The sequence below is a fragment of the Paracoccus sp. TRP genome, assembly GCF_000185925.1.
GTDB lineage: Bacteria > Pseudomonadota > Alphaproteobacteria > Rhodobacterales > Rhodobacteraceae > Paracoccus > Paracoccus kondratievae.
Window position 1 is genome coordinate 1 of record NZ_AEPN01000074.1, and the last position, 8,312, is coordinate 8,312.

The window sequence follows — 8,312 nt, forward strand, 5'->3', positions numbered from 1 at the left end:
GCCCACAATCACCCAACTTGGCAATGCCCCTCAACCCTATAGCTTCACCCGTTTCAGCCGCAGCGCATTGGCGATGACCGAGACCGAGGACAGCGACATCGCCGCCGCCGCGATCATCGGCGATAGCAGCAGGCCAAAGACCGGATAGAGCAGCCCTGCCGCCACCGGGATCCCGGCTGCGTTATAGATGAAAGCAAAGAACAGGTTCTGTCGGATATTGCGCATGGTGGCCACGGCGAGCTTGCGGGCGCGGACAATGCCGGTCAGGTCGCCGCCCAGCAGGGTCAGCCCGGCGCTTTCGACCGCCACATCGGCGCCCGTGCCCATGGCGATGCCCACATCCGCCGCCGCCAGCGCCGGCGCGTCATTCACCCCGTCGCCGGCCATGGCGACCTTGCGGCCATTGGCGCGCAGCCCGTCGACCAGATCCTTCTTGCCCTCGGGCAGCATCCCGGCGCGGACTTCGTCGATGCCCAGTCTTGATGCCACGGCCTGCGCCGTGCGTTCATTGTCGCCGGTTGCCATGATCACCTTGATGCCCAGATCGTGCAGGTCATGGATCGCCGCCTCGGCGGTGGACTTGATCGGGTCGGCCACGGCGACCAGCCCCGCCAGCCTGCCATCCAGCGCCACGAACATGGCGGTCTTGCCATCGCCGCGCAGGCGGTCCGCAGTCTCCTCGCCGGTGTCGCAGTCGATACCAAGCGAGGTCATCATGGCGTTGTTGCCAAGCGCCACATCGCGGCCATCGACCTTGCCGATCACACCCTTGCCGGTGACGGCCTCGAACTCCTCGCCATTGCCAAGGCTGAGCCCACGCGCCTTGGCGCCCTCGACGATCGCCTCGGCCAGCGGGTGTTCGGATGCGCGTTCCAGTGCGGCGGCTGCGGCCAGCAACTCATCCTCGGCCACGTCGCCGAAGCTGGTCACATCGGTCAGCGCGGGCTTGCCTTCGGTCAGCGTGCCGGTCTTGTCGACGATCAGCGTGTCCACATCGGCCATCAGTTCCAGTGCCTCAGCATTCTTGACCAGTACGCCGGCCTGCGCGCCGCGCCCCGCTGCCGTGGTGATGGAAATCGGCGTCGCCAGCCCAAGCGCACAGGGACAAGCGATGATCAGCACCGAAACCGCCGAGGCAATGGCGAAGACATAGGACGGGCTGGGGCCAAAGATCAGCCAGACGACAAAGGCCAGAATGGCGATCACCACCACCGCAGGCACGAAGATCGCCGAAACCCGGTCGGCCAGCCCCTGAATAGGCGCTTTGGAGCGTCGCGCGCCGGCGACCATCTGGACGATCTGCGACAGCACCGTATCGGCGCCGACATCGGTGGCGCGGATCGCCAGCGTGCCGTTCTTATTAATCGTGCCGCCGGTCACGCGGTCGCCCTGCACCTTCTCGACCGGCACCGGCTCGCCCGTGATCATGCTTTCATCGACGGAAGAACGGCCCTCGACCACCTCGCTATCGACCGGCACGCTGTCGCCCGGCCGCACGCGCAAGAGATCGCCTGCCGTGATGTTTTCCAGCGGCGCGTCATATTCCGTGCCATCGGGCAGGATGCGCCGAGCGGTCTTGGGCGCGAGATCCATCAGCGCCCGGATAGCATCGCCGGTGCGCTCCCGCGCCCGCAGTTCCAGCACCTGCCCGACAAAGACCAGGGCGACGATCACAACCGCAGCCTCGTAATAGGTGCCGACGATGCCGCCCATTCGGTATTCCTCGGGAAAGATGCCCGGCAGGAAGGTGGCGAAGAGCGAATAGAGATAGGCCGCGCCGACACCCAGCGAGATCAGCGTCCACATGTTCGGTGAGCGGTTTTTGAAGGAATCCAACCCGCGCTGAAAGAAGGGCCGCGCCGCCCAGAGCACGATGGGCGTGGCCAGCAGGAACTCCAGCCAGACGGCGGTGCGGTGCCCGATCCAGTCACGGACCGGAATGCCCACCATCTCGCCCATCGTCAGGATCAACAACGGCACCGCAGCGGCCACGCTGACCCAGAGCCGCCGGGTGAAATCAGTCAGTTCATGGCTGGGTTCATCCGAGGGAATCATCGGCTCCAAAGCCATGCCGCAGATCGGGCAGGCGCCGGGTTCGTCGCGGACGATTTCGGGATGCATCGGGCAGGTCCATTGCGTGCCTGCCGGGGCGGATTTTTCGACCTTGGCCGCCGCGCCCGAGGCGTAGAACCACGGATCGCCGTCGAACTTCGACTGGCAACCGTCCGAGCAGAAATAGAAGGTCTGTCCCTCATAGTCGCGGTGCCGGGCCTCGGGCTTGATCGTCACCTGCATGCCGCAAACCGGGTCGATGGCCTTGCCGGGATCAGCCTGTGCCGGTGCACCACCGTGTGTCCCGTGATCGTGATGCCCATGCGAATGATCGTGATTGTGGTCCATGACTCTCTCCCGGCAAATACCTATAGGGGGTATATCAGACTTGCTCTATACCCCTTGAGGGTATAGCACAAGCCTCAGATGTTGAAGTTCGGAGCCCTCCTTGGCGCATGACAAGCAGAACCGAGACGCGATCCTGAAGCGGCTTTCCCGCCTGAACGGTCAGGTGCAGGGCGTCTCGCGCATGGTCCAGGATGGGCGCTATTGCGTCGACATCCTGAACCAGACCGCCGCCATCCGGTCTGCCCTGCGCGGCGTCGAACGCTTGCTGATCGAGGATCACGCGCGAAGCTGCATGGAAGACGCGATCCAATCCGGCGATCAGGACCGTCAGCGGGTGATGTTCCGCGAGGTCGTCGAACTGATGGAAAAGGTACGCGACTGATGCGGTTCCTGCTATCGGCACTGCTTGCCGTCATGCTGGCGGTGACGATGCCACTGGCCCTGACCGGCGCCGCCTCGGCGGAAGCATCGTCGATGGCCTCGATGGCCGAAACATCCGCGTCGCCAGTCGCGCATGAATGCTGCACCACGCAGCCGGATTCTCCACATGGCGACTGTGCGGCCTGTGCCGCCATCGGCAATGCCGAAATCACGCCCAACGCGGCCCGCTTGCCACGCCGAATCCGACACTTTCCCCCGCTGCAAGATATGAAATCGGCCAGGCCGCGCTTGCCGCTGCCCCCTCCGCGATCCGCTGCTCTCTGACGCCACATGGCCCGAGGGGCCACAAGCCGATCAACTGCGCCATGACAGGGATGAATGACCCTACGGCGCGCAATATCCTGAAAGACATCAGATATGAGCAATCATCACTTCTCGCGTCGCGGGGCGATCCTTGCGGTCGCGGCGATACTGTCGACAGCCTCTACCCTTGCCTTTGCCGCCATCGGTTCGGACGAAAAGCCGAACCTGCTGAGTGTCACCAAGGACCCCGGCTGCGGCTGCTGCGGCGCCTGGGCCGATCTGGCCATCGAGGCGGGGTTCGAGGTCGAGATCACTGAGGCCAGCGACTATGTCGGTATGAAGCGCGACGCCGCTGTGCCCGAAAACCTGTGGTCCTGCCACACGACCCGGATCAGCGGCTATATCGTCGAGGGCCATGTGCCCTTCGCGGCCATAAGGCAGCTTCTGGAACAGCGCCCCGACATTACCGGGATCGCCGTGCCGGGGATGCCCGCCGACTCGCCGGGCATGGGTGGCGGGGTCGAGGCCACCGCCGAGGTCATCGCCTGGGGCGGCATTGCCGGTGACGGTCGCGCCTTTCCGCTGGACGGGTAGCAGATGACGCGCAACGCACTCATCCTCATCGCAGCGGTCGGTCTGGCCGCTGCGATCCTGATCCTCTGGCGCGGCAGCGGGGCCACCGGAACAGCCGCGCAGGATCAGGCCGTGATCGCGCTTGGCCAGCGGCTCTACGTCGATAACTGCGCCAGTTGCCACGGCGCCGATCTGGAAGGCCAGCCGGACTGGCAGACCCCGCTCGCAAGTGGCCGCTATCCGGCGCCCCCGCATGACGAGACCGGTCACACATGGCATCACGCCGACGCGCTTCTGGTACAGATCATTCGCGACGGCACGGCCGCCGTGGTCGGCGATGGGTATAAAAGTGACATGCCCGGCTTCGGCGATGTCATGAGTGACGACCAAATCGCCGCCGTTCTGGCCTATATCAAATCTACCTGGCCTGAACGGGAACGGGCAATCCAGAGCCGCATCACCAAGGACAGCGCGCCGTAACACCCCGGCGCGACACCACCATAGCCAAGGAGTTTCCCATGAAGAAAAGAACCGCCGCCATCGCCCTGACGCTGCTCGTCCTTGCCGGATGCGCGGCCCAGGCGCCCGATATCGCTGCCGAAGCGGCCTCGCCGTATCCCATTCCGAACGAGGTCGTCGCCATCGCCGGCCCCAACCAGGACCTGACAACGGCGCGGCTGGACCCGGCGGATGATTGCTATTGGTATTATCATGTCGGGCCGGTCGAAACGACGCTGGTGCCGCTGCGGGCGGCCAACGGCAACCATATCTGCAACGCGCGTACGTCCTGACGCCCGGCCTCGCCAGAGGGCGACCGTTCAGCTGATGGCCGTCACGCTGCCCTCCGGCGAATAGAGATAGGCGGTCGCGCCGATCTGGACGCGTGGATAGAGTCCGTTGATATGGGCCATGACCATGCGGACGCAGCCGGAACTGGCGCGGCTGCCGATCGAGGTCGGAAACGGCGTGCCGTGAATGCGCAGATAGGTGTCGCGCTCGCCGAGATAGAGATAAAGCGCCCGTGACCCGAGCGCATTCCGGGGACCGGGCTCCATGCCGTTTTCATACTGCGCATAGACCTCGGGTTCGCGCTCGATCATGTTCCTTGTCGGGGTCCAGTGCGGCCATTCGGCCTTGCGCTTTATTGTATAGGTCCCCGGCTCGTAAAGATCGCCCCGGCCGATGGCCACGCCGTAACGCATCGCCGTGCCGCCCTCTTCGATGTGGTAGAGGTATCGGGCCACGGCATCGACATGGATATCGCCCGGCACCAGACCGTCATTCGCGACAATCCGCTGCGGCAGGAAACGCTGGTGCAGGCCCCAAGGATTGGGGCCGCCGGCTTCCACCTCGGCATCCCAGGCGGCCTTCTGCGCCGCGTCGGGCCAGGTCGAGGCCATAAGCGGGCTGGCGGCGGAGGCCGCGAACAGCGCCGTCGTCGTTCGGATGAAATGTCTGCGTGTCAGCATGTGATTGCTCCTCGTAATGGTTGTACCTTCAGATGAATGCGGCAAGCGCAGCGGGATCCGCGATTGCCGAACCGTATCGCATCAGCGCCCATCGACCTCGGGCGTCGCCGCTGGCCCGCCTTCCAGATCGGCGATCAGCGCCTTCATCTCCGCGATTTCCAGCGTCTGGGCCTCGATGATGCTGTCCGCCAGCGCCCGCACGCGAGGATCCGAGATATCCGCGCGGGTGGATGTCAGGATCGCAATCGAGTGATGCGGAATCATCGCCTTCATCCAGGCGGTATCATCGACCGTTGCCTGACTGCGAACCAGAAACAGGCCGAGGGCAAAGGCCAGAATTGAAAGGCCTGCGACGGTCATATTGGCGCGCTGGTTGCGATACATCCCAAGCATGAAGGCCAGCATGATCAGCGCCATGGCGCCGCCCATGTAAAGCGCCATCCACATCCGGGTCTGGCTGAAAAAGACATGATCCATCGCCCAGGTGTTCAGATACATCAGCCCGAACATGATCACCGTCGAGGTAGCGATCATCGCCGCAAAACGGCCATAGCTTCCGCCGCTCTGGCTTCCGTGGCTATTGTGTCGATCAGAATTATCCATAGCGTTGTCCTTTCGTGAAATGCTTCAATTGCCACGCGAGGCCGCAACCAGTTCGGCCAGTTCCGTTGATGAAATGGCGCCAAAGCGCGAATCCGATCCGGCGATGAAGGTGGGTGTGCCGACAAGCCCCATCGCCTCGGCCAGCGCATTGGACTGCTGGATATGTTGGGCAATCTCCGGGCCGCCCATATCGCGCTGCAACTGCTGAGTGTCTAAACCCATGGATCGCGCAACACGCAGGACGCTGGCCCTTTCGGCCCGGGGTTTCTGACTCATCAAGGCGCGATGAAAGTCGGCGTAGCGGCCCTGCTTGCGCGACGCCAGCGCCGCGCGGGCCGCGAAAACCGAACCCTCGCCAAAGACCGGCCATTCCCGCATCACCATCCGCAAGCCGGGATCGGCTCCTAACACGGCATCCACCACTGGCATCATCGCACGGCAGAACTGGCAGTTATAGTCGAAGAACTCGATCAGAGTCGCATCGCCGTCAGGATTGCCGAAGATCGGCGCATTCGCGTCATGTTCAAGCTGCCTGCGGAATTCGGGTGGAAGCGAATGACCAGCCCAAGATAGGCGCGGTGCGATGGCCATCGCCGGGGCGGTAAGGGCCAGGGTCAGGATCATGCGTCGCTGAAACATGCTGCTTCTCCTTCACGCCGAGACCGCGAACGTCGTCATCATGCCGCTGGCAAGATGCGGCATGTGGTGACAATGCAGCATCCATTCCGCCGCCTCGCCCGCATCCAGCGCCACCGTGACCATCGACATGGGCGGCACATAGACCGTGTCGCGCAATGCACCGGAAAACCGTCTGCCATTGATCGCGACGACCTGGAAATGATGGCCGTGCAGATGCATCGGATGGCCCATCATGGACATGTTGTGGAACATGATCTCGACCCGCTGGCCTGCTTTGGCCGTAACCGGAATCCGATCCTCGAACACGCGGTCATTGATGGTCCAGCGGTAGGGCTGCATCTGCCCGCCCAGCATCACCGTGGGCGCGACATCGGCAGTTCGTTCCGTCAGCGGAGCAACGGCCCGCAAGGCGGCTTCCTGCGCAAGGTCGATATCGAACGCAGGTGCCGCATCGTCGGCCATTCCGAGCATGACCGGCACCTTGGCGCCAGACGTCGCAAGGATCAGACCGGTGCGCTCATGCGAGCCTTCGCGCAGCGCAAGGACTGGCCATGCGCCGCCTGCGGGCAGGTCAAGCTCGATATCCAGACGCTGACCCATGGCCAGACCGAAGCGCTTTCCTGACAGGGGCTGCACCGGCTGGCCGTCCACGGCAACAAGCCGACCCGGGACCTCGCCGCTGTCGATCCAGAACACCGTGGCAGCAGCCCCGTTGATGACCCGCAGCAGGATACGGCCGCCCTTCTCGACCTGCACGACCTCTGGGTCGCTCAGGGTGCGGTCATTCGCCAGATAGGCATCGAAATCGAAGTCGTTCAGGTCCATCTGCATCCCGCTCATACCGGCCATGGTCATGCCACCCATTTCCGACATCCCGTTCATGGGCATGCCGCCACCCATGTCGTGACCGGCATGGGGATCGGCTGGTTGCGACATTTCGGCTTCGGCGGCCTCGTCATGCCCCTTTCCCGAGCGGATTTCTTCCAGCACCTCTTCCGGCGAGCGGAACGAAAAGTCGTGAAGGAACATGGTGACCTCTTGCCGATCAGCTCGCAGATCCTCGGGGCGGCGGACGATCAGGGGTGCGGCCAGCAACTGCATCTCCTGAATGGGCACATGGCTGTGCATCCAGTGCGTGCCTGCTGCGGCCTCAAAATCATAGGCACGCGTCTCTCCTGGCTGCAGCAGCGGCATCGGCATATCGGGAACGCCGTCTTGCGCGTTCGGCGGGATCTGTCCATGCCAATGAATGATCGTCGGCTCGGTCAGATCATTGGTCAGGTCGAGCAGGAAACGCTGGCCCGGATCCAGTATCAACCCGGGCGTTCCGTTGCCGTTGATCAGCCCGAAAACCGCGGCGGCGCGGCCATCAATGTCAAGCGTGCGCGTCGTTGCCTGCAATGCCAGCGCGGCTGGCTGCGCAAAGCCCGCGCGCGGGATGGCAAAAGCTGTGGCCATGGCAGCGGATGCGGTCAGAAAGCCGCGGCGATTCAGTGTGCAAGTCATATGAATAATCCATCAGACCCCGTAGGGCGAACCATGTTCGGCACCTTGAAAGGTGCGGCAAGCAAGTGTTCAGATGGATTTCGGAGGGCGGTATCCGGGGCCGACCAGACGGCCCTCACGTGTCACCGCTATAGAGTGCCATTTCAGCGAATGCTCGGTCTCAACAGGCGCAAATTGCGCGGCAGCAAGCCAAGGCGTAGGTGTGCCAACACATACAATCGCACAGGCATCGGTCATATCGTGCCGAGAGGTTTCCCCCGAAGAGCCGTGCTCATGCCCGCCTTTGTCGCCGGGATTGCTGATCGAAGCGACAAAGTGATCGGCCGACAGTCCGGCTGTGCCAGCACTTTGCCCATGCTGCGTCACGCCCGCGAACACGAGCAGGACCACAAGCAGAGAACATATCGCGCGGCGGCATTGCCAAGTTGGGTGATTGTG

General features: G+C 63.6%; 11 protein-coding genes. 5 read left to right on the forward strand and 6 right to left on the reverse strand.

Annotated elements, in window-relative coordinates; genetic code table 11:
- Positions 1-36: 36 nt before the first annotated feature.
- Positions 37-2,400, reverse strand: a complete 2,364-nt coding sequence (locus tag PARACOCCUSGL_RS0119005) for a heavy metal translocating P-type ATPase (protein ID WP_010400325.1) — start codon at positions 2,398-2,400, stop codon at positions 37-39.
- Between the two features lie 100 nt (positions 2,401-2,500).
- Between PARACOCCUSGL_RS0119005 and PARACOCCUSGL_RS0119010 the strand changes: the two genes are divergently transcribed.
- The 5 genes from PARACOCCUSGL_RS0119010 to PARACOCCUSGL_RS0119030 all read left to right on the forward strand — a co-directional run bounded on the left by PARACOCCUSGL_RS0119010 (position 2,501) and on the right by PARACOCCUSGL_RS0119030 (position 4,448).
- A complete protein-coding gene (locus tag PARACOCCUSGL_RS0119010) occupies positions 2,501-2,782 on the forward strand; it encodes a metal-sensitive transcriptional regulator (RefSeq protein ID WP_010400326.1) in 282 nt (93 codons plus the stop codon).
- On the forward strand, positions 2,782-3,105 hold the full coding sequence (locus tag PARACOCCUSGL_RS0119015; RefSeq protein ID WP_010400327.1) for a hypothetical protein: 324 nt from the start codon (positions 2,782-2,784) through the stop codon (positions 3,103-3,105). Before PARACOCCUSGL_RS0119010 ends, PARACOCCUSGL_RS0119015 begins: the two co-directional genes overlap by 1 nt.
- A gap of 93 nt (positions 3,106-3,198) precedes the next feature.
- Positions 3,199-3,678 carry a DUF411 domain-containing protein gene (locus tag PARACOCCUSGL_RS0119020; protein ID WP_010400328.1) on the forward strand — a complete coding sequence of 160 codons (480 nt, stop codon included), beginning with the start codon at positions 3,199-3,201 and terminating at the stop codon, positions 3,676-3,678.
- Positions 3,679-3,681: 3 nt separating this feature from the next.
- Positions 3,682-4,137, forward strand: a complete 456-nt coding sequence (locus tag PARACOCCUSGL_RS0119025) for a cytochrome c (protein ID WP_010400329.1) — start codon at positions 3,682-3,684, stop codon at positions 4,135-4,137.
- A 38-nt stretch (positions 4,138-4,175) separates the two neighbouring features.
- Positions 4,176-4,448 carry a hypothetical protein gene (locus PARACOCCUSGL_RS0119030; protein WP_010400330.1) on the forward strand — a complete coding sequence of 91 codons (273 nt, stop codon included), beginning with the start codon at positions 4,176-4,178 and terminating at the stop codon, positions 4,446-4,448.
- A gap of 27 nt (positions 4,449-4,475) precedes the next feature.
- On the opposite strand, the gene PARACOCCUSGL_RS0119035 is transcribed toward PARACOCCUSGL_RS0119030, so the two are convergent.
- The 5 genes from PARACOCCUSGL_RS0119035 to PARACOCCUSGL_RS22520 form a co-directional block, all read right to left on the reverse strand.
- Positions 4,476-5,126: a L,D-transpeptidase gene (locus tag PARACOCCUSGL_RS0119035; RefSeq protein ID WP_010400331.1), complete on the reverse strand. Its 651-nt coding sequence runs from the start codon at positions 5,124-5,126 to the stop codon at positions 4,476-4,478.
- Positions 5,127-5,207: 81 nt separating this feature from the next.
- Positions 5,208-5,660, reverse strand: coding sequence for a DUF305 domain-containing protein (locus PARACOCCUSGL_RS0119040; protein WP_010400332.1), 453 nt, complete (start codon positions 5,658-5,660; stop codon positions 5,208-5,210).
- 93 nt (positions 5,661-5,753) lie between these two features.
- Positions 5,754-6,368, reverse strand: a complete 615-nt coding sequence (locus tag PARACOCCUSGL_RS0119045) for a DsbA family protein (RefSeq protein ID WP_010400333.1) — start codon at positions 6,366-6,368, stop codon at positions 5,754-5,756.
- Positions 6,369-6,380: 12 nt separating this feature from the next.
- Entirely contained in the window at positions 6,381-7,874 is a 1,494-nt protein-coding gene (locus PARACOCCUSGL_RS0119050; protein WP_010400335.1) for a multicopper oxidase family protein, read from the reverse strand.
- 69 nt (positions 7,875-7,943) lie between these two features.
- On the reverse strand, positions 7,944-8,312 hold a 369-nt coding region (locus PARACOCCUSGL_RS22520; protein ID WP_010400337.1), incomplete at its 5' end, for a hypothetical protein.